This is a genomic window from Marivita lacus, assembly GCF_014637725.1.
GTDB lineage: Bacteria > Pseudomonadota > Alphaproteobacteria > Rhodobacterales > Rhodobacteraceae > Marivita > Marivita lacus.
In genome coordinates, this window is sequence record NZ_BMFC01000001.1 from 386713 (window position 1) to 405826 (window position 19114).

The 19114-nt window shown below is 63.3% G+C and carries 19 protein-coding genes; 9 read left to right on the forward strand and 10 right to left on the reverse strand.

The window, feature by feature from the left end:
* Positions 1 to 35: 35 nt before the first annotated feature.
* Positions 36 to 1079: a TRAP transporter substrate-binding protein gene (locus tag IEV82_RS01980; RefSeq protein ID WP_188480269.1), complete on the reverse strand. Its 1044-nt coding sequence runs from the start codon at positions 1077 to 1079 to the stop codon at positions 36 to 38.
* A gap of 271 nt (positions 1080 to 1350) precedes the next feature.
* Between IEV82_RS01980 and IEV82_RS01985 the strand changes: the two genes are divergently transcribed.
* Positions 1351 to 2322 carry an MBL fold metallo-hydrolase gene (locus IEV82_RS01985; protein ID WP_188480784.1) on the forward strand — a complete coding sequence of 324 codons (972 nt, stop codon included), beginning with the start codon at positions 1351 to 1353 and terminating at the stop codon, positions 2320 to 2322.
* Here IEV82_RS01985 and IEV82_RS01990 read toward each other — a convergent pair.
* Both IEV82_RS01990 and IEV82_RS01995 read right to left on the reverse strand, forming a co-directional pair.
* Complete coding sequence (locus IEV82_RS01990) at positions 2286 to 2498, reverse strand: hypothetical protein (RefSeq protein ID WP_188480270.1); 213 nt, start codon at positions 2496 to 2498, stop codon at positions 2286 to 2288. The two genes, IEV82_RS01985 and IEV82_RS01990, sit on opposite strands and share 37 nt — an antisense overlap.
* 5 nt (positions 2499 to 2503) lie before the next feature.
* Positions 2504 to 3457 (reverse strand): L-threonylcarbamoyladenylate synthase, encoded by a 954-nt coding sequence (locus IEV82_RS01995; protein ID WP_188480785.1) that lies wholly within the window; start codon positions 3455 to 3457, stop codon positions 2504 to 2506.
* 138 nt (positions 3458 to 3595) lie between these two features.
* Between IEV82_RS01995 and IEV82_RS02000 the strand changes: the two genes are divergently transcribed.
* Positions 3596 to 5296, forward strand: coding sequence for an acyl-CoA dehydrogenase (locus IEV82_RS02000; protein ID WP_188480271.1), 1701 nt, complete (start codon positions 3596 to 3598; stop codon positions 5294 to 5296).
* Complete coding sequence (locus IEV82_RS02005; RefSeq protein ID WP_188480272.1) at positions 5293 to 6339, forward strand: MBL fold metallo-hydrolase; 1047 nt, start codon at positions 5293 to 5295, stop codon at positions 6337 to 6339. The genes IEV82_RS02000 and IEV82_RS02005 overlap by 4 nt, the downstream gene beginning before the upstream one ends.
* A 5-nt stretch (positions 6340 to 6344) precedes the next feature.
* Here the strand turns inward: IEV82_RS02005 and IEV82_RS02010 are convergent, their stop codons facing one another.
* Positions 6345 to 6914 (reverse strand): YqgE/AlgH family protein, encoded by a 570-nt coding sequence (locus IEV82_RS02010; protein ID WP_188480273.1) that lies wholly within the window; start codon positions 6912 to 6914, stop codon positions 6345 to 6347.
* Positions 6915 to 7035: 121 nt separating this feature from the next.
* Here IEV82_RS02010 and IEV82_RS02015 point away from each other — a divergent pair, with 121 nt between their 5' ends.
* Positions 7036 to 7857 (forward strand): protein-disulfide reductase DsbD domain-containing protein, encoded by an 822-nt coding sequence (locus IEV82_RS02015; RefSeq protein WP_188480274.1) that lies wholly within the window; start codon positions 7036 to 7038, stop codon positions 7855 to 7857.
* 2 nt (positions 7858 to 7859) lie between these two features.
* Here the strand turns inward: IEV82_RS02015 and IEV82_RS02020 are convergent, their stop codons facing one another.
* From IEV82_RS02020 to IEV82_RS02035, 4 genes are all read right to left on the reverse strand, one after another.
* A complete protein-coding gene (locus IEV82_RS02020) occupies positions 7860 to 11264 on the reverse strand; it encodes an efflux RND transporter permease subunit (RefSeq protein WP_188480275.1) in 3405 nt (1134 codons plus the stop codon).
* Positions 11265 to 11267: 3 nt separating this feature from the next.
* On the reverse strand, positions 11268 to 12725 hold the full coding sequence (locus tag IEV82_RS02025) for an efflux RND transporter periplasmic adaptor subunit (protein ID WP_188480276.1): 1458 nt from the start codon (positions 12723 to 12725) through the stop codon (positions 11268 to 11270).
* Between the two features lie 92 nt (positions 12726 to 12817).
* Positions 12818 to 13360 (reverse strand): molybdenum cofactor biosynthesis protein B, encoded by a 543-nt coding sequence (moaB, locus tag IEV82_RS02030; RefSeq protein ID WP_188480277.1) that lies wholly within the window; start codon positions 13358 to 13360, stop codon positions 12818 to 12820.
* 3 nt (positions 13361 to 13363) lie between these two features.
* On the reverse strand, positions 13364 to 14152 hold the full coding sequence (locus IEV82_RS02035) for a uracil-DNA glycosylase (protein WP_188480786.1): 789 nt from the start codon (positions 14150 to 14152) through the stop codon (positions 13364 to 13366).
* Between the two features lie 103 nt (positions 14153 to 14255).
* Between IEV82_RS02035 and IEV82_RS02040 the strand changes: the two genes are divergently transcribed.
* Genes IEV82_RS02040 through plsY form a run of 5 tightly spaced genes read left to right on the forward strand, consistent with a single transcriptional unit; the run spans position 14256 to position 18079 of the window.
* Positions 14256 to 15218, forward strand: coding sequence for an aspartate carbamoyltransferase catalytic subunit (locus IEV82_RS02040; protein WP_188480787.1), 963 nt, complete (start codon positions 14256 to 14258; stop codon positions 15216 to 15218).
* 8 nt (positions 15219 to 15226) lie between these two features.
* A complete protein-coding gene (locus IEV82_RS02045; protein WP_188480278.1) occupies positions 15227 to 15763 on the forward strand; it encodes an aspartate carbamoyltransferase catalytic subunit in 537 nt (178 codons plus the stop codon).
* 18 nt (positions 15764 to 15781) lie between these two features.
* Positions 15782 to 16171: a hypothetical protein gene (locus IEV82_RS02050; RefSeq protein ID WP_188480279.1), complete on the forward strand. Its 390-nt coding sequence runs from the start codon at positions 15782 to 15784 to the stop codon at positions 16169 to 16171.
* 1 nt (position 16172) lies between these two features.
* On the forward strand, positions 16173 to 17468 hold the full coding sequence (pyrC, locus tag IEV82_RS02055) for a dihydroorotase (RefSeq protein ID WP_188480280.1): 1296 nt from the start codon (positions 16173 to 16175) through the stop codon (positions 17466 to 17468).
* Positions 17468 to 18079 (forward strand): glycerol-3-phosphate 1-O-acyltransferase PlsY, encoded by a 612-nt coding sequence (gene plsY / locus IEV82_RS02060; protein WP_188480281.1) that lies wholly within the window; start codon positions 17468 to 17470, stop codon positions 18077 to 18079. The genes pyrC and plsY overlap by 1 nt, the downstream gene beginning before the upstream one ends.
* 33 nt (positions 18080 to 18112) lie before the next feature.
* Here the strand turns inward: plsY and msrA are convergent, their stop codons facing one another.
* Together msrA and msrB are read right to left on the reverse strand one after the other, a co-directional pair.
* Entirely contained in the window at positions 18113 to 18619 is a 507-nt protein-coding gene (gene msrA / locus IEV82_RS02065; RefSeq protein WP_188480282.1) for a peptide-methionine (S)-S-oxide reductase MsrA, read from the reverse strand.
* On the reverse strand, positions 18616 to 19065 hold the full coding sequence (msrB, locus tag IEV82_RS02070; protein ID WP_188480283.1) for a peptide-methionine (R)-S-oxide reductase MsrB: 450 nt from the start codon (positions 19063 to 19065) through the stop codon (positions 18616 to 18618). The genes msrA and msrB overlap by 4 nt, the downstream gene beginning before the upstream one ends.
* Positions 19066 to 19114 lie beyond the last annotated feature (49 nt).

The window sequence follows — 19114 nt, forward strand, 5'->3', positions numbered from 1 at the left end:
ATCGATGCCGCGTCGCCCTTGAGAACCCGTCGCCCTTAGCCGTCGGTGCCGCGGCTTCGGGTCGCCTCGACCGCCGCGCGGGCGTCTTCGACCAGTTGCGCGGCATCCAGTCCGCGCTTGGTCATCTCCGCGATCCACTCCTGCGTGACGGCGTCACCCAGTGCCACGATGCGCGCGGTCTCGACCTCGCTCAGGGTGGCGATCTCGTTGCCCGCCTCTTCCATGAGCGCACGCCCTTCACGGTCGCCGGTGTCATGCGCGCGGCCCGCCATGGCCGAGGTCTCGAGCCCCGAATTGGCGTCGATCACCGCCTTCAGGTCATCGGGCAGCGCGTTGTAGCTGTCCTTGTTCATCGCCCAGAGGAAGTAGAGGTTGTAGAGCGACATGTCGCCCGCCACATCCGTATGGCTGTCGGTCAGTTCATCGAGCTTGAGCGAGGGCGACATTTCCCATGTGATCACACCGCCATCGACAACGCCCTTGGACAGCGCTTCGGGGAATTGCGGGACGGGCAGGCCGATGGGTTCCGCGCCCAGCTTTTCAAGCAGCAGCGTCGCGGGACGCGACGGACCGCGCAGTTTGAGACCGGCGAAATCGGTCAGGTCTTCGATGGCACCGCCCGTCTTGTGCACGATGCCCGGTCCGTGCATGTGGGCCGCAATCAGGTGCACGTCGGCGAAATCGTCCATCAGGTGCTGTTGCGTGTATTCCCACGCCGCGCGCGACGCCTCTTCCGCGCTTTTGGTGACCATGAAGGGCAGTTCAAGCGCCTCGGCCTCGGGGAAGCGGCCCGGCGTGTAGCCGGGGATCACCCAACCGCCGTCGATCACGCCATCGCGGATCAGGTCATATTGCGCGGTGGCTTTGCCGCCCAATTGCATGAAGGGATAGATTTCGATCTTGATCCGGCCACCCGACTCGGCTTCGACCTTTTCGACCCAGGGGTCGAGGAAGTATTTCGGGTTCGCCGAATTGGGCGACACGAAATGCTGAAAGCGCAGAGTGACCTCTTGCGCGATGCCAGTGGTTGCGGTCAGGCCAAGCAGGGCGGCGAGAGCGGCTGTCTTGAGAAGTGTCATAACGGCACGGCTCCTTCATGAAGCTGGGTTCACGCGCTGCTGCACTGCAGCGCAAGGGGTATTTATGCCGGGACCGAGGCTGTTGCAAATGGCTCGCAAGACTTCCGTTGATGCATCAATCGCCAAACCTTTGCCCTGCAACACGAATTGCGACCTGACGGGGAATTGTCGCAGGTGGTTCCCCGCAAATGAACGGCGGGCGAAAAACAGAATTGCAGCAGGTCATGCAGTAATGTTATTCACGAATTTGAATTTATCTCTGGGAGGAGACATCATGCTGTTGCGCCCGACACGCCGGACATTCCTGAAAACCGCCGCCGCCATGCCGGCCTTTGCGCTGCCCGGTGCGCAGGCGCTTGCCGAACTGGGTGGTCCCGAGGGGGGCAATCCGGGATATTTCCGGTTCACCATGGGCGAGGCCAGGATCACGATTGTCTCGGACGGGTACCTGAGCCTGCCGACCGATGGCTTGGGCGTGAATGCCGACCCCGCCGAAGTGCAGGCGTTTCTGGCCGCGCATTACCTGTCGACCGAGACCAACACATCCCACACCAATCACCTGATCGTCGAGATTGGCGGCAACACCGTGCTGGTCGATGTCGGGTCTGGCAACCGGTTCATGGACACGGCAGGGCGGCTTTGGGCGAATATGGACGCGGCGGGGATCGACCCGTCCGGCATCACCCATGTGGTCATCACCCATGCGCACCCGGATCACATCTGGGGCATCCGTGACGATTTCGATGAGGCGATCATTCCTGACGCGGCCTATTATCTTGGCGAGACCGAGCATGATTACTGGATGCAGGACGGGCTGGCGTCACAGGTTCCCGCAGAGATGCAGCAATTCGTCGTTGGTGCGCAGAATTCCATCAATGTGGATGGTGCCGACTGGGAGTTGATGTCGGACGGGTTCGAGGTGGTGCCCGGTGTGCGCGTGATCGACACGCCCGGTCACACGCCCGGCCATATGGCGGTTGTGGTCGAAAGCGGCGGTCAGCAGGTGATCGCACTGGGGGACGCGATGAGCCATGCCTATACCAACTTTGCCCATCCCGAATGGTACAACAGTTTCGATGCCGACGGGGATCAGACCGTTGCCACCCGCACGCGGCTGTTGGATATGGCGGCGACCGACCGGATGGCGGTTCTGGGCTATCACTTTCCCTTCCCCGGTGTCGGGCACGTGATGCGCGACGGCGGAGCCTACAGCTTTGTTCCGGCGCTCTGGAAGTTCGACTGACGCGCAGCGCGCGGATTGGCGGCGCGGTGGGTCCAGAGCAGGTGACCCAGCGCGCCCAACGCCGACCCTGACGCGGTGCCGACATAGATCGCGCCCCTGCCGATGACGAAGTTGCAGGCCGACAAAAGAGCGATGAGTCCGACGGGCAGTCGGCTGGTGTCTGTCTGCGATGTCATCCGGGTCATCCTTCGCGCGGGGCGGCCGCGCGGCTGAGGCGGTCGTTGATTGCGATCCCCAGGCCTTCATGCGGGATCGGCGAGACCGCGATCACACTGCCGCCCTGTGCGTCGAGCCTGTGCAGGTGGTCAAAGAGATGCGCCGCCGCTTCGACCAGATCCTCGGACGCGGACAGGTTGAGATCGCAGTCGACATCCCCGAAGCCAAGCCGCAGTTCACCCGGTTCCCAGTCGGTGGCGTTCAGGCGCACCCGCGCGACGGGGGCGTAATGCGACATGAGCTGGCCGGGTGCCGAGATCGCCTCGGCCTTGTGGCGCACGGTGAGCGGGTGGCCCAGCGTCCTGGCAAGGTCTTCTTCGGTGATGCCGCCGGGGCGCAACAGGAGCGGTTTGTCCAGAAGTCCGACGATGGTGGATTCCACACCGACCTTGCAAGGCCCACCGTCGAGAATCGCATCGACACGCGCGCCAAGGCTGTCGGCCACATGCTGCGCCTGTGTCGGGCTGATCTGGCCGGACCTGTTGGCCGAAGGCGCGGCCACGCCGCCGCCGAATTCCCGCAGGATCGCGCGCGCCGTGTCATGCGCAGGCAACCGCACCGCGATCGACTCGAGCCCCGCCGACACAAGTGCAGAGATCGGGCTGTGTGGTTGCTTGCGCAGAACCAGAGTCAGCGGTCCGGGCCAGTAGGCGCTGGCGAGCATCTCGGCTTCCTCGGTCCAGACGACATGCTGTTTGAGCGTGTCGAGATCCGCGAAATGCACGATCAGCGGGTTGAAGCTTGGCCTGCCCTTGGCCTCGTAGATCCGCGCGACGGCACGATCATCACAGGCGTCGGCACCAAGGCCGTAGACGGTTTCCGTCGGAAACGCGACCAGCCCACCGGAGCGCAGGATGGCGGCGGCGGTGGCGTGGCCTGCCATGGTGTCGGGCACGATCCTTGGAGAGGTGGTGTTCATGAAATATGACGCCGCGTTCTGGTTGATGGGGTGGGTCGCATTCGTCAGGGTCGTGTCAAAAGTTTCCATTTGCTTAGCGATCCGGCTTGCAATTGCCAAGCCACAGCCCTCAGGTCCAGACGTCCAAGGAAAGTCATTATGTCTTACCGCGCCCCCGTTTCCGAAATCCGTTTCCTGTTCGATCATGTCGTCGGCTTTGACCAGGTGTCCGCGACAGAGCGTTTTTCAGATGCCACGCCAGAGACCGTGAACGCCGTACTGAGTGAAGCGGGCAAGCTGTGCGAAGAGGTTCTGTCGCCGCTCCAGCGCGCGGGCGATCTGCATCCGGCGCGGCTTGAAAACGGGATCGTGCGCACCTCTCCGGGGTTTGCCGATGGTTTCCGCGCCATCGCCGAGGGGGGATGGATCGCGATTGCGGCTGATCCGGAGCATGGCGGGATGGGCCTGCCAATGGCGATGGCGACCGCCGTGAATGACATGATGAGCGCCGCCTGCCTGTCGATCCAGCTTGCCCCGCTGATGACGCAGGGTCAGATCGAAGCACTCGAGCATCATGCGAGCGACGCCATCAAGGAACTTTACCTGCCCAAGCTGATTTCCGGCGAATGGATGGGCACGATGAACCTGACCGAACCGCAGGCGGGCAGCGACGTGGGCGCGCTGATCACCAAGGCCGAACCCAAGGGCGACGGCACCTACGCGATCACGGGCCAGAAGATTTATATCTCGTGGGGCGACAACGATTTTACAGAGAATGTCTGCCACCTTGTTCTGGCGCGGCTGCCCGATGCTGTGCCGGGAACCAAGGGGATCAGCCTGTTCCTCGTGCCCAAGCGCATCCCGAATGAACAGGGCGTGCCGGGTGTTGCCAACGGCCTCAAGGTTGTCAGCCTCGAACACAAGATGGGCTTGCATGGCAGCCCCACCGCCGTGATGCAGTATGATGGCGCAACCGGCTGGCTTGTCGGCGCGGAACATGACGGCATGCGCGCGATGTTCACCATGATGAACAACGCGCGTCTTGGTGTAGGGGTGCAGGGCATCGGCGTGGCCGAAGGTGCCTATCAACACGCGCTGGCCTATGCCGAGGGCCGCAAGCAGGGCCGGACCGAGAACAACTCCATCACCGACCACGCCGATGTGCGCCGGATGCTGGCCACGATGAAGGCCGACACCTTTGCCGCGCGGGCCATTGCGCTGGCCAATGCCGTGGCCATCGACATGGAAACCGCGACAGGACATGCCGACTGGGCCGCGCGTGCGGCCTTGCTCACGCCGATCACCAAGGCGTTCGGCACCGAGACGGGGATTGACGTGGCCGAACTGGGCGTGCAGGTGCATGGCGGTATGGGATTTGTCGAAGAAACCGGTGCTGCGCAATATTCGCGCGATGTGCGTGTCACCGCGATTTACGAGGGCACCAACGGTATTCAGTCGATGGACCTTGTGGGCCGCAAGCTCATGGATGGCGGCGAGGCCGCGTACCGTCTGCTCGACGAGATGGAGGCCGATGCCGAGGCAGCGCGCGCCGATCTGCCCGATCTGGCAGAGCCGGTCTGGCAGGCCTGCGAAACGCTGCGGGAAACGACGGAATGGATGGTCACCAAGGGCGCGCAGGACCGCTTTGCCGGGTCCGTGCCCTATCTGCGGGGCTTTGCCCGCGTGTTGGGCGCGCATTTCCACCTCAAGGCAGCGCGCGCCGACCGGGCCGGGAAACACGAAAGACTGGCCGCGTTCTATATCCACCGCCTCTTGCCCGAACATGTCGGTCTGTTGACCCATGCCCGACAGGGTGCGGATGATCTTTACGCCCTGAGCATGGATGATCTTGCCGCATGAAGGACCGCAGCACAGCCGGAATTCGCTATCCCTGGGACACGCCCCCGGAAGAGGGCGCCGCGACCGAGATCGCCGACGGGGTGCTGTGGATTCGCCTGCCGCTGCCGATGAAGCTCGATCATGTGAACGTCTATGCGCTGGACGATGGCGAGGGCTGGACCATCGTGGACACCGGCTTTGCCTCGAACCGGGGACGCGCGCTTTGGGCGCAGTTGATGGACGGGCCGCTGAAGGGAAAGCCGATCACCCGCGTGATCGTGACCCATCACCATCCCGATCATGTCGGGATGGCCGGATGGCTGCAGTCCGAGCATGGTGCAGAGTTGGTCACCACACGCACGGCCTGGCTGACGGCACGGATGCTGCAATTGGACGAACAACCGACGCCCAGCGCGGAAACGCTGCGGTTCTGGAAGCGCTGCGGGATGGATGCGGACCTGCTGGACAAGCGCCGGACCGAACGCCCGTTCAATTTCACCGATTGCGTCGCGCCGATGCCGCTGGGCTACACCCGTATCCAGCAGGGCGACACGATCCGCGCAGGTGGGCGGACCTGGGACATCCATATCGGCAATGGTCACGCGCCCGAACATGCGACGCTCTGGTCGCAGGACGATTCGCTGATCCTTGCGGGCGATCAGATCCTGCCCTCGATCAGTTCGAATATCGGGGTCTATGCCACGGAACCCGAGGCTGATCCGGTGGCGGATTGGCTCGAATCCTGTGAACGCCTGTCCACCATCGCCCGCGACGACCATCTGGTGTTGGGTGGGCACAAGCTGCCCTTTACCGGGCTGCCGCTGCGGCTACGCCAGTTGATCGAGAACCACCATGGTGCGCTGCGCAGGCTGGAGGCGCATCTGTCGACGGCACACTCTGCCGGTGAGTGCTTTGCGCCGCTGTTCAAACGGCAGATCGGTGAGGGCGAATACGGGCTGGCGATTGTCGAGGCGATGGCGCATTGCCAGCACCTCTGGCACGAGGGCCGCGCCACCCGGACCTTGAGCGATCAGGGCGCGTGGTTGTTTCAGACCAAGGCCTGAGCCTGTCAGGCGCGTCCGCCGGTTGAGGAAAGGGTGAGCGGGGAAATCCCCAGGCTGCCCAGTGCGGCTTCCCATTTGTGAGTGTCCGTCGTGTCGAACACAACTTCGCTGCTTGCCTCGCAAACCAGCCATCCATTGGCCGCGATCTCGCGTTCAAGCTGCCCCGGTCCCCACCCGGCATAGCCCAGAACGATCAGCCGCTTTTCCGGGCCTTTGCCCTGCACGATGCTTTCCAGCACATCCAGCGTCGCGGTCATCGCGAAGGTATCGTCTACCTGCAGGGTCGTCATGTCGGACTGGAAATCCGGCGAATGCAGAACGAAGCCACGGCCCACTTCGACCGGGCCGCCGAAGTGGACGCGTATTTCTTTCAGATTGCCGGTGTTCTCGATCGGCAGTTGATCCAAGAGGGTCTCGAAGCTCATCTCGGCCGAAGGCTTGTTGACGATCAGGCCCATTGCCCCGTCAGAGGAATGCGCACACAAGTAGATCAGGCTGTTGGCGAAGCGGGGGTCAGGCATCCCCGGCATCGCGATCAGCAACTGCCCGGTCAGGTCGGTTATGGGTTCTGTCATTGTCACGTTCTGAACATGGACAGCGCAGCAAGGGGTTGCAAGACCACAGCCGGGGTCTGCACACGGCGGATCGCCGGTTTGTGACTTTTCATCGCGGCAGAAAACCGCCATCTGCTTGGGTATGACGCAGTTTCGCACCCTTGTTTCCAGTTTCGCGCTGGCTCTTGCAACCGTCCTGCCTGCGGCGGCCACGGCCTCGGACATGATGGGCCTGTCCAAGGTCGAGCTGCGCCCCGGCTGGCGGATGGCCGATGGAACCCATATGGCGGGGCTGCACATCGTGCTGGAACCGGGGTGGAAGACCTATTGGCGTGCGCCCGGCGATGTGGGCATTCCTCCGCAATTCGACTGGGCCGGATCAGAGAACATAGAGGCCGTGTCCGCCAACTGGCCGACGCCCTTGGTGTTCTTCGAACAGGGGATGCGGTCTGTGGGCTATATGTCCGAAGTCATCATTCCACTGCACCTGACCGCGCAAAGTGCAGGGTCGGACATGCAGATCGCGGGTGAGATGCAGATCGGCATCTGCAAGGACATCTGCATCCCCGCGACGCTTGCCTTTGCCGCCACCCTGCCGCCGGACGTGTCGCGCCCTGACCCGGTGATTGCCGCCGCGTTGACCGACAGGCCTTATTCGGCGCGTGAGGCGGGTGTGACACAGGTCAGGTGCAGCATCGATCCCGCCACAGGCAAGGACGGGTTGATCCTGCGCGCGAGCATCGACATGCCGTCAGCGGGCGGAACCGAATTCGTCGTGGTCGAGGCAGGCAATCCGCTTGTCTGGGTGGCCGAGCCGGACAGCTACCGCGAGGGTGGCACACTTCATGCCAGCACGCGGCTTGTTCATGTCGAAGGTGGCAGCTTTGCGCTGACCCGGTCTGAGTTGCGCTTTACCGTGATCGGGGAGAGCCGCGCGGTCGATATCCTTGGCTGTACGCGCTGACCTCAGGCTGGGCGGCGCATCCGCGACAGCCCCATAACCAGCGCTGACAGGATATAGAGCGCGAGGCAGATCGCGGCGGCCCCCGTGACGAACAGGCCAAGGCTCATCGACAATGTTGAGTCGCCACCAAAGGGTGTGCCGACCAGCGCCAAGCGCAGCGCTTCGGGCAATGCTCCGGTTACGGCAAATGCGCCCATCGTTGCGCCAAGCCATGCCACGATCAGCGCGGACGCCACCGTCAGCGCCGAGCGTACTCCGCCCTGACGGAACCGCAAGCCGCGCCGGGCGGTCTGGGTGAGGCGTCCAAGATCGTTCTGGACCGCCATGAGCGACGGCACGATCAGCAGCACGAGGAACATCCCGAACCCAAGCCCGTAGACCAGAGTGATCACGGTCGGCTTCAGGAATTGCGCCTGGCTGGATTGCTCGTAGAGCAGCGGAACAAGGCCAAGAACAGTGGTCGCGGTTGTCAGGAACACCGGGCGCAGACGGTCTGCCGCGCCGTCGATGATGGACGGGAACAGCCCGCGATCCTGCGCCTTTTCGTCGATTGTCGTCACCAGCACGATTGAATCGTTGATGATGATACCGGTCATGCCCAAAAGCCCGACCACGGTGAACATGCTGAGCGGGACATCCCAGGCCGCATGGCCATAGATCGTGCCCACGAGGCCGAAGGGAATCACCGACATGACGACCATCGGGCGCGTCCAGCTTGCAAAGACCCAGGCCAGGACAAGGTAGATTGCCAGAAGCGACAGGATCAGACCGGTTCGGGCATCGTTGAGGAAATCACCCTCCTGCTCGCTGAGGCCGGACAGGCGGTATTCCACCTGCCGTTCGCTGGAGATGGTGGGCAGGATCTGTGTCTCGAGCGCCAGCATGATATCGTTGGCCCGCGCCGGATCGTCCTCGGAGATATCGCCCGTGACCGAGATCAGGCGAATGCCGTTTTCGCGGCGCACCGTGGAAAACCCGGCGCGGCGTTCGACGCTGACGATATCGGCAAGCTGCACATAGGCACCCTCGGGCGTGCGCATCTGGGTGCGTTCAAGAAAATCCGCCGTCAACTCGCCTGTGGGCAGTTCGACGCGGATCTCGGCGCTGCGTGGACCGTCGGGGTAGGTCGCCGCCTGAATGCCGCCCAGACGTGCCCGCAGGACACTGCCCAGTGCGTCGGTGGTGAACCCCAGCGCCTGACCTTGCGGCGTGAGTTCGAGGATCAGTTCTTCCTTGTCGTAGGCCAGATTGTCTTCGACCGCCGACACTTCGGGATATTGCAGCAGGGCGTTTTTCAGATCCTCGGACGCCATCTTGAGCGTTTCGGCGCTGGCCCCGAAGAATTGCACGTCGAGCGCATCGCTCGCCGGTCCGCTGCCCCAGCTGCGGAAGCTGATCGTCTCGACCATCGGATGGCGCGGCACGCTGTCCTCGAGTTCACTCACGAAGGCTTGGCTCGAGAAGGGGCGCAGATCGGCGTCGATCAGTTCGATGGAAATGCCACCCAGCTGGTCGGCATCCTTCGTGTCGGTTCCGGCGATCCCGCGTCCGGCATTGCCGCCCACCTCGGCGATCACATAGTCGATCGGGTTGACGCCATGCCGCTCTTCAAAGCTGCGGGCAACATCATCGACCGCTGTCTGGAAGATGCGCATCATCTCGAACGTGTCTTCGCGAGTGGCCCCCGGCGCCATGGCGAAATTGCCGGTGACAGAGCTTTGTTCGGGCGAATTGAAGAACCGCCATTGCACGTCACCCCGGATGAACAGCGCCGCCTGCGATGCCAAGAGCACAACAGCCCCGGCAAGCACCGCGTAGCGCGCCTGGATCACAAGCGCCATGAACGGGCGGAACAGGGTCTCGCGCATCCAGCGGAAGCCCCGGTTCACCACGCGGGACGGAACATCGTACCAGTGTTCCTTGGCCGAATGGGCAATGGCATGCGCCATGTGGTTCGGCAGGATCAGGAAACATTCGATCAGCGACGCGGCCAGCACCGCGATCACCGTAAAGGGAATGTCGGCGATCAGGCCGCCGAACCGCCCGCCAATGGCAACAAGGCCGAAGAACGCGATGATGGTGGTGAGGGTCGCCGCAAAGACAGGCAGCGCCATGCGCTGTGCCGCGCGTTCCGCCGCTTCGACAGGGGGCAAACCGGTGCGCGCAAGATGATCGGCATGTTCGCCCACGACGATGGCGTCATCGACGACAATGCCCAAAGTGATGATCAGCGCGAACAGCGAGATCATGTTGATCGTGATCCCACCGGCATACATCAGCGCAATCGCCGCCATCATGGCCGCCGGAATCCCCGCCGCCACCCAGAAGGCCGTCCGCGCGTTCAGGAACAGGAACAGCAGCAGGACCACCAGCAACAGGCCAGTCAGGCCGTTGTCGAGCAGGATGTCCAGACGTCCGGTGATCGCCTCGGCGCGGGTGCGGATCAGATCGACGGTCACTCCGTCGGGCAAGGAGGATTGGAATTCGGCTGCCACGTCTTCGACGGTGCGCTGAATGCCGATGGCATCACCTTGGTCGCTGCGGTCGACCCGGATCGAGATCGCGGGATTGTCCCCGACGAAATAGCTGCGTTCGCGATCGACGCCTTCGATGAAGATCGTGCCGACATCGCCGACGGTCAGGTTCGATCCATCCGGGTTCGACCGCAGGACGATATTGGCGATCTGTTCCGCGCTGCGCTTTTCGACCCCGGTGCGCACGCGCGTGTTGGCGTTGCCCACATCCCCGGCAGGATCGGCATCGACCTCCTGGGCAATGGCATCGGCAATCGCGCGCATCGAGATGTCGAACGCGATCAGGTTGGCCGAGGGCACCTCGACCACAGTGCGGGGGGCGGACAGACCGCGAATGGTGGTGCGCGTGACGCCTTCGGCAAAAAGCCGTGCGCTGAGTTCATCGGCAAACCGCGCCAGTTGATCGACGCCCACGGGCCCGGTGATGACCAGATCGGTCACCCTGTCCCGCCACGTGCCGCGCCGGACCACCGGGTCTTCGGCATCGGCGGGCAGGTTCGAGACAGCATCGATCGCGGATTGCACATCATCGGCGGCGCGCGACATGTCCCAGCCCGGTTCGAACTCCAGCCGAATGCTGGCGCGGCCTTCGCGCGACGACGCTTCGGAGCTTTCGACACCTTCGACCGACAGGATCGCCGGTTCGAGAACCTGCACGATGCCACGGTCCACGTCCTCGGCACCGGCCCCTTCCCAGATCACCGACACATCGACATCATCGACCACCACGTCGGGAAAGAACTGCGCCCGCATGTTCGGGATCGAGAACGCCCCGGCGGCCAGCAACAGGATCAGCAACAGGTTCGCAACCGTGCGGTGTCGCACGAAATAGCTGAGGATGCCTCCGGCCTTGACCGACAATGTCCGCGCCATGGCTTAACCCCCCATCCGGGATTCGATGCGTTCGACCACCTGAGCCGGCACGGGTCCTTGCGAGAGCTGTTGCAGAAGGCGTTGACGGGCCTCTTCGGGCATCCGCGTGTTTCCCTGCACAAAGGCGGTCAGACGCGCGCGGCGTTCGTCGGTCAACTCCACCATTTCGGGCTCTTCCGGCGCTGGCTGCCCCGTGTCGCGCAGCGGGCGCACCTTGATGCCCGCGCCCAGCAGTGGCGTGCGTTCGGCAACGACATCGCGCCCCTGCAGGCCACGGGCGCGGACCAGCACATCATCCCCCTGCCGGCGCAGCAGGTCGACCTCCAAGACCTCGAGCCGGTCCTCTTCGGCCAGAACCAGCACCTCGTTTGCGGCGTTCAACGCCGACGCGGGCAGGCGCGCCACGTATTCGAGCGGCGGTTCTTCGATCTGCACGGTCACGAAATCGCCGGGCCGGAACCCCGGTGCGCTGTCCAGCGTGGCGAACAACAGCCGCCCGGTCTGGCCTTCACCCACCGCCGCCCCGGTCCGGCTCAATCGGCCGGTTGCGGTCAGGTTGGTGCCGAACACGTCCAGAACCACAGTTACGTCCGTGATGGTCAGGTCGCCATCTTCATCCAGCAGCCGCGCGAATTGCTGGGTCGAGACCCGGAACGCCACTTCGAGCGCATCGGCGTCGATGAGGCGGGCAAGCTGTTCATTCGACGAGACCAGTCGCCCCTGCACCACAGACACATCCGCCAATGTTCCCGAGAAATCCGCCGCGATCAGCGTGTCATCCAACCGCCGCCGCGCTTCTGCCTCGGCGATCACCTCGCGGGAGAGGCGCGTGGTCGCCTGATCGATCCGTGCTTCGGCCTGCGCCACAGCCTGCCGTCGCGACAACACCGCCTGCCGCGCCTGTGCTGCCGCCAGTTCCGCAACCTCGACCGTAGCTGCAGTCCCGACACCGCGGTCCTGCAGGTCGCGCTGGCGCTGGAACGCCCGTTCGCGCAGCGTGGCCTGCTCCTCGGCTGCGACAAGCTCATCGCGGGCAAGGATGATCGCCCGCTCCGCCTCGCGCTTTTCGGCCTCCGCATCGAGGATATCGCTCTGGACCCGCTGCAACACCGATTCCGCATCCGTGGGATCGATCCGCAGAAGCATCTGCCCCTCGGTGACAGTTCCGCCTTCGATGAAATCCGGCGAAATCTCGATCACCCGCCCCCCGACCGGAGCACGCAGTTCCAGGGTACGGACGCTTTCGATCTGGCCGAAGGCTGTCAGGACAGGTGTGACCGTTTCGAATTCCGCCGTGACGATGTTGACCGCAAAGACGCGTTCGCGCTGCGGAAAGCTGCGCGGCTCCTGTGCCATGCGGTCCTGCACCGCATCCCGCACCTGAATCCCGGCATAGGCCAGCAACCCAAGCGTCAGTGAAAGCAGGAACAGCCCTGTCAGGCTACGGCGCAAAAACCGCATGTACGACAATCCTCATGAGTGCTTCTGACTAACAGATAGCCAGAACGGAATGTTTTCCAATAACACATCTCATGGTTACACGACGATACGCGCTATTTCCGTCGCAAATGTTCGTCCAATCGCGGTAAAATCTCGACAAAGTTACAGGGCCGGTGCCGATAATCGAGCTGCAGGCTCAGGATTTCGTCCCACGCATCCTTGCAGGCACCGGGGCTTCCGGGGAGCGCAAACAGGTAGGTTCCATTGCGCACACCGCCCGTGGCGCGGCTTTGAATGGCGCTTGTGCCGATTTTCTGGAACGACACCATGGTGAACACGGTGCCGAAGGCGTCGATCTCTTTTTCATAGACATCGCGATGCGCTTCGACCGTCACATCACGGCCGGTCAATCCTGTGCCACCGGTGGAAATCACAACGTCGATCTCGGGGTTGTCGCACCACGCACGCAGCTGCGCCGCGATCTCGTCGCGCTCGTCCTGCACGATCTTGCGGTCGGCAAGGATATGCCCCGCGCCTTCGATCCGCCCGACCAGAGTGTCGCCAGAGCGATCCTCTTGCAGCGACCGCGTGTCGCTGACCGTCAGAACGGCGATGCGGATGGGCAGGAAATCCTTGGTCTCGTCGATACGGCTCATGGGTCAGGCTTTCTTGGTCAGGCGCGCTTGCAGGTCGAGAAGATCCGCCCAGGCTTCGCGTTTGGCGGCAGGATTTCGCAGAAGGTAGGCGGGATGGAACATCGGGATCGCGGGGAGCCCTTCGGCCTCGTCCCATTGTCCGCGCAGCCGGGTGATGCCGCGTTTGCCCAGCAGCGCCTGGCACGAGATATTGCCCATGACAACCAGAACTTCGGGTTTGGCCAAGGCGATGTGGCGTTTGAGAAATGGCATCATCATCGCGATCTCGTCAGGTTTCGGATCGCGGTTCTGCGGCGGCCGCCATGGCAGCACATTGGTGATATAGACCGAATGTGCGCCTTCGCGGTCGCGTCCCAGATCAATCGCCGCCAGCATCCGGTCCAGCAATTGCCCGGCACGGCCCACGAAGGGTTTGCCGATCCGGTCCTCGTCGCGCCCCGGAGCTTCGCCGACGATCATCACCCGCGATCCGGGGACACCGTCGCAGAACACGAGATTGCGCGCGCCTTTCTGCAAGTCGCAATGCGGATAGGCGGCCATCACCGCTTTCAGCCCGGCCAGATCCTGCGCAGCCTTGGCCGCGGTTTCAGCCTCGGCCACCGGATCGACGGTTGCGGCGGGCGCAACCGGAACGGCAGGTTCCTGCGCACCCGGCGCGACACCCGCTTTCGGCGGCGGAGCAACCTGTTCAAAACGGTTGATGGGCGTTTCCGAGATCGCCTCGGTCACACCCATCTCAAGCTGCCATTCCAGTGCAGCACGCGCCGCGTGCCAGTCCATGTGCGAATCCATAGGGTATTCTATCCCGGCAATCTGGCGCACAAAAGGGATGACGGTCTTGCCGCGCGGCGGCGCAGTTTCTATAAGCACCCGACCACTCCGAAAAGGCCAGATGATGCGTTTCGATCAACGACACCTGCTTGGGATCGAACCCCTCCGTCCGGACGAAATCACGACGCTGCTCGATCTGTCGGACCAGTATGCCGACCGCAACCGAAAGCGGACGCCCAGCACCGATGTTCTGGCGGGCATGACGCAGATCAACATGTTCTTCGAGAACTCCACCCGCACGCAGGCCAGCTTTGAGCTGGCGGGCAAACGGCTGGGCGCGGATGTGATGAACATGGCGATGCAGGCCTCGTCGGTGAAAAAGGGCGAAACCCTTGTCGATACCGCGCTGACGTTGAATGCGATGCATCCCGATCTGCTGGTGGTCCGGCATCCGCATTCCGGCGCGGTCGACCTTCTGTCGCAAAAGGTGAATTGCGCGGTGCTGAACGCCGGTGACGGCCAGCACGAACACCCGACGCAGGCGCTTCTGGACGCGCTGACCATCCGCCGTGCCAAGGGACGCCTGCACCGCCTGTCCATCGCCATTTGCGGTGACATCGCGCATAGCCGCGTGGCCCGGTCGAATATCCTGCTTCTGGGCAAGATGGAAAACCGCGTGCGTCTTGTAGGCCCGCCCACGCTGATGCCCGCCGGAATCGGTGAATTCGGGGTCGAAGTGTTCGAGGACATGCGCGAAGGCCTCAAGGATGTGGACGTGGTGATGATGCTGCGGCTGCAGAAAGAACGCATGGATGGCGGGTTCATCCCGTCTGAACGCGAATATTACCACCGCTACGGGCTGGACGCGGAAAAGCTGGGTCACGCCAAGGAGGATGCCATCGTCATGCATCCCGGACCCATGAATCGGGGGGTCGAAATCGACGGCACACTCGCGGACGATATCAACCGCTCCGTGATCCAGGAACAGGTCGAGATGGGTGTCGCCGTGCGCATGGCAGCCATGGACCTGCTCGCCCGGTCGCTCAGGGAACGGCGCGCGGCGCAACCCGAAGGTGTGATGGTGTGAGCACGAAAATGCACATCAAGAGCAGCGAGCGCGGTGTGATCCGGGTCTTCCACATTGACCTGCCGCGCGAAGCGGTCGACCGGTTTACCACGCAGGCGGGCACCGGGGAATGGCCGGTGCAATACGCGCTTGGGGCGACATCGCTACGGGCGGCCTTTGTCGAAGTGGTCGACCTCCGCGATCTGGGGGAAATGTCGCTGTCGCAATACCTGGTCAGCGCCCATGACGTGAGCGGAGCGGATTTCGACAAGATGCGCCCGCGCCTCGATCAGCTGACGGGCTTCGCGCTCGTGCTGCCGTCACAGGCTTTCGACCAGACCGAACAGGATCTGACCATCGCGGCACCCCTGCGCTGGGTCGGCACGTTCAACGAACCGAAACCCGCTCCGGGCGGAGCGCCGATCCGCACGACATCGGCCAAGGGCATAGTCGGCACCCCGAAAGGTGGGGCACCAAAAACGTCGAACACCGCCATTTGGGTCGTCATCGGCCTGTTTTTCCTGGTCCCCCTGGCGGTCGTCGCCGCCCGGGTCCTGCTCAATTGATTGTTGCCGAAAGCGCCCATGATCGAATTCAAACCTGATATGTCCACCTATATCCGCGCCCATGCGGTGATGACTCTGTTTGCAATGGCGGCGGGCATGGTCATCCTGTGGGTCCTTGGCAACCCGCATATCTGGACCGGCGCGATTGGGGGTCTGGCCGCCGTGGCCCTGCGGGGCTGGTACATGGCGGACGAGGTCATGGACGAGGTCTGGGTCCTGAACCGCACGGGCCTCAAGGGCCCTTACGAGCGTCAGGCCAACCTCGATGACATCGCAAAGTTGCGCATAATTGCCGGTTCAGTGCAGATCGTGACCAAATCGGGGTTGAAGCACCTCATCAAGTATCAACCCGACCCCAAGGCGGTGATCGACACGATCAACGCGGCGCGGCAGAAGCAGGCAGCGTGACATGACACTCCTTATCACGAATGCCCGGCTGATCGACCCGGACGCCGCCACCGTCAGGACGGGTGCCGTGCTGATCCGCAACGGTGTGATCGCAGAGGTGTTCGACACACCGGCACCCGAAATCAGCACGGACAATATCCCGTCCGAGAACCGCCGCGATGCCCGTGGCAAGTGCCTTGCCCCCGGCATCGTGGATATCGGCGTCAAGATCTGCGAGCCCGGAGAACGGCACAAGGAAAGCTATGGCTCGGCCGGGCTGGCCGCAGCAGCGGGCGGTGTGACCACCATCGTCACCCGTCCCGACACGAACCCCGCCATCGACACGCCTGAAACGCTCGAATTCGTGCGCCGCCGCGCCAACGAGGCGGCCCCCGTGCATGTCCTGCCCATGGCCGCCCTGACCAAGGGGCGCGACGGGCGCGAGATGACCGAGATCGGCTTCCTGATGGATGCCGGGGCCGTCGCCTTCACCGATTGCGACCGCGTTGTGCGCGACACCAAGGTGCTGAGCCGCGCGATGACCTATGCCCGCGCTTTGGGGGCGCTGATTGTCGGACACCCGCAGGAACCCAACCTGTCCGCAGGCGCAGCCACCACATCGGGCAAGTTCGCCTCACTGCGCGGGTTGCCGAGTGTCACACCGATGGCCGAACGCATGGGGCTGGACCGGGATATCGCCCTGGTTGAAATGACCGGTGTGCGCTACCACGCCGACCAGATCACCACGACCCGCGCCCTGCCCGCGCTGGAACGGGCCAAGCGCAACGGCTTCGATGTCACGGCTGGTGTATCGATGCACCATCTGACGCTGAACGAATACGATGTTGCCGACTACCGCACCTTCTTCAAGGTCAAGCCGCCGCTTCGGTCCGAGGATGACCGGCAGGCAGTTGTCGAGGCGGTCAAGTCCGGCCTGATCGACGTGATCGGATCGTTCCACACGCCGCAGGACGAGGAAAGCAAACGCCTCCCCTTCGAGGAAGCCGCAAGCGGTGCCGTGGGTCTGGAGACGATGCTTCCGGTGCTGATGCGCCTCTATCATTCCGGCGATCTGGACCTGCCGACGCTGTTCCGCGCGCTGTCGTTGAACCCGGCCAAGCGGCTTGGCCTTGACTGCGGTCGCCTGACCAAGGGCGCGCCTGCGGACCTCGTTCTGTTCGATCCCGACAAGCCCATTGTTCTGGACCGGTTCGAACTGAAATCGAAGTCGAAAAACACGCCCTTTGACGGCGCAAGATTGCAGGGTAAGGTTCTCGAAACCTTCGTCAGCGGAACCTCGGTCTACCGGAGCACCTGATGCCATCGCTTGAGACCAGCTTAACGCTTCTTGCCCTCTGGGGCGCTGTCGGCTATCTGCTGGGGTCCATCCCGTTCGGCTTGTTGCTGACACGGGCCTTGGGTCTGGGCAACCTGCGCGAAATCGGATCGGGCAATATCGGCGCGACCAACGTGCTGCGCACCGGCAACAAGGGCGCGGCAGCCGCCACTCTTATTCTCGATGGGGCCAAGGGCGCAGCCGCCGTGTTGCTCGCCCGTTCCATGGCAGGCGAGGACGCCGCCCAGATCGCCGCGCTGATGGCCTTTCTGGGCCATTGCTTTCCGGTCTGGCTGGGCTTCAAGGGTGGCAAGGGTGTTGCAACATTCCTTGGCCTGATGCTGGCACTCGCATGGCCGGTGGGCCTTCTGGCCTGTGCCACGTGGTTCGCCACCGCCGTGATCAGCCGTATTTCCAGCCTGTCGGCACTGGTCGCGGCAACTTGGTCAACCCTGTGGTGCCTGCTTGTCGGTCAGGGACAGGTCTTTGTGCTCACCCTTGCGCTTGCGCTGCTGATCGTCTGGCGGCACCGCGAGAACATGGCGCGCCTCAAGGCGGGCACGGAACCCCGGATCGGCGGCAGCAAGGCCTGAGCTTCCGTTACAGGGAAGCTCAGGCATCTTTACCTACTCCGCCGCGTCGCGCTTGGGCAGCACCCAATCCGGGCGCGGGAAATGGCAGGTGTAGCCATTCGGGAACCGCTCAAGATAATCCTGATGCTCAGGCTCGGCCTCCCAGAAATCGCCAACGGGCTCCACTTCGGTGACCACCTTGCCCGGCCAGATGCCGGACGCGTTCACATCGGCGATCGTGTCCTCGGCAACAGCTTTCTGCTGATCGTCGACATAGTAGATCGCCGAGCGATAGCTGAGCCCACGGTCATTGCCCTGCCGGTTGAGAGTGGTCGGATCGTGGATCTGAAAGAACACCTCAAGCAGCTTGCGATACGAGATCACGGACGGATCAAAGATGACCTCGATCCCCTCGGCATGGGTGCCATGATTGCGATAGGTCGCGTTGGGCACGTCGCCACCCGTATAGCCCACGCGGGTTTCATGCACGCCGGGCAGCTTGCGGATCAGGTCCTGCATGCCCCAGAAACACCCCCCCGCCAGTACTGCACGTTCACTCATGCCACATCCTCCACTTGATCCAGATAAGCGCCATAGCCCTCGGCCTCCATCTCGTCGCGATGGATGAACCGCAGGCTGGCGGAATTGATGCAATAGCGGAGACCACCCCGGTCGCGCGGGCCGTCCGGGAACACATGGCCCAGATGGCTGTCCCCATGGGCAGAGCGCACCTCCGTGCGGACCATCCCAAGGCTCATGTCGCGCAATTCGGTGACATGCGCCGGTTCGATCGGCTTGGTAAAGCTGGGCCAGCCGCAGCCCGACTCGTACTTGTCGGCGCTGGCGAACAGCGGCTCACCGCTGACGATATCCACGTAGATGCCGGGTTCCTTGTTGTTGAGGTACTCCCCCGTGCCGGGCCGTTCCGTCCCGCTTTCCTGCGTGACGTAGAACTGCTCCGGGGTCAGCGTCGCAATGACATCCGGGTTCTTTTCGTATTTGGGCATAGATCGCCTCCTGTCCGTGAGCTTGTCCCTATAGATGGCGCGGATCGGT